The organism is Aquiflexum sp. (genome assembly GCF_977115555.1).
Genome location: NZ_CDSBKL010000635.1, coordinates 1 through 1,533 on the forward strand (window position 1 = coordinate 1; position 1,533 = coordinate 1,533).

Here is a 1,533-nt window from a genome sequence, read left to right on the forward strand (position 1 = left end):
CTACCTCAAGGACAGCCTCAAAATATCCGACCCTTCAGAAGCTATCATCCAAAACCTTATGTTCATCGAAAACCCCGAAAAGGGCAGATTTGATCCATTGATTGCACGGTACTATCCCGACAACATAGAGTCGATTGTAGAATTTAAGGAAATTTACTACAACAACATACCCGTGGGTTGGTCAGGGTTGGTGGATATTTGGACGTATGATGAACGTTTTTTCGTAGCTTTTAAAATTGAAGACGGAGAAATCCAGCATGTGTTCCAACGATTGAAAGAGGAAATGGAAAACGGAAGAAAAAAAACCACAATTGGAAAGAACTTTGACGTCACTTGCCAGTATTACCAAGTCACTTACTTGGCTTACACTGTGACCTCAGGTGGCTTAACCACGGAACACTATGAGTATGGCGTTGTATTTGAATGCTCAGGAGGTAGTCTTCCCTCAGAGCCAACGCCTGTGATTTACACGTATGGACCGACTTCAAGTCCATCAGGGACCTATGGCGGTGTAGGGGGAACTACGCCAACTTATGTGACTGTGAATTATACGCCGCCTCCCGTTCCGGCACCGTTGGTCCTACAGATCGACATGCGGGGTCTTTCAGATTGTCACAAAGAAATTTTACAGGGATTGATCGGTGGAACACAGCATGAATTGCGCAGGATTTTTGAAAAATTTAATGACAACCAACCCGTCCCTATTAGCTATAATGTGAAATTCAGGTACGGAACATGCTCAAATCCCCTGGCAACTGCCTGTACCGCTCCACAGATTTCAAATGGGTTTGCAATCGTGACTCTTAACTCAGCAAATCTGGCTAACGCCACCGACCTTTCTTTTGCAAGAACGATAATGCACGAAATGCTACATGCCTATTTAATTTTTGAGGAAAAATATCCCTCAAATTGTGATCTTAATGTACTTTTAAATAATTACTTGGAAAAGTATGAAAATGACTTTGGTGATGGCCACCATGCGTTGATTGTTGAAACCAAGTTTCTTAATGACATTGAAGAGGAATTAAAGCACTTTGCTTCTAGCATCGGATACAATGTAAATACGCTGGGGTCCCAATATTTTAAGGACATGGCTTGGGGAGGTCTTCAATTCACTGATGTCTATGATTCACTTCACCCTGAGACGAAATACAGAATTTCGAGTATCCTTAATGCGGAAGCCAACAATTCTAACTTCGGCAATGCCACTCCTAAGGGAATTAAAGCTTGCGACTGATATGAAAGGCCTAACTCTCATCACATTTATTCTCCTTTTTTCATGCTGCAAAAATAAGGAGAATGAGGTTTATGCAGTAATCACAACTATGGTGGAACTCATCCCGTCTGACCAAAACATTTACATTGTTGATAAAACGACCCAGATCTGGGAAGAAAATCTCGGCATTGACATTTGTTCTTTGAAAAAGTTTAGTCTTTTGCAAAGCGAAGGCCGACATAACCAAAAAGATCAAGAAATTGCAAAAATTCTAAGCCAAAGGGATATCGAGTACATGTGCCCTCAGAACGAAGTTG

The 1,533-nt window shown here is 41.6% G+C and carries 2 protein-coding genes; both read left to right on the forward strand.

Features of this window, described 5'->3' with window-relative positions; all coding sequences use genetic code 11:
- On the forward strand, positions 1-1,237 hold a 1,237-nt coding region (locus tag ACZFYI_RS20305), incomplete at its 5' end, for a hypothetical protein (protein WP_462525939.1).
- A gap of 1 nt (position 1,238) precedes the next feature.
- Positions 1,239-1,533: hypothetical protein (locus ACZFYI_RS20310; RefSeq protein WP_462525940.1), on the forward strand; the 295-nt coding region annotated here is incomplete at its 3' end.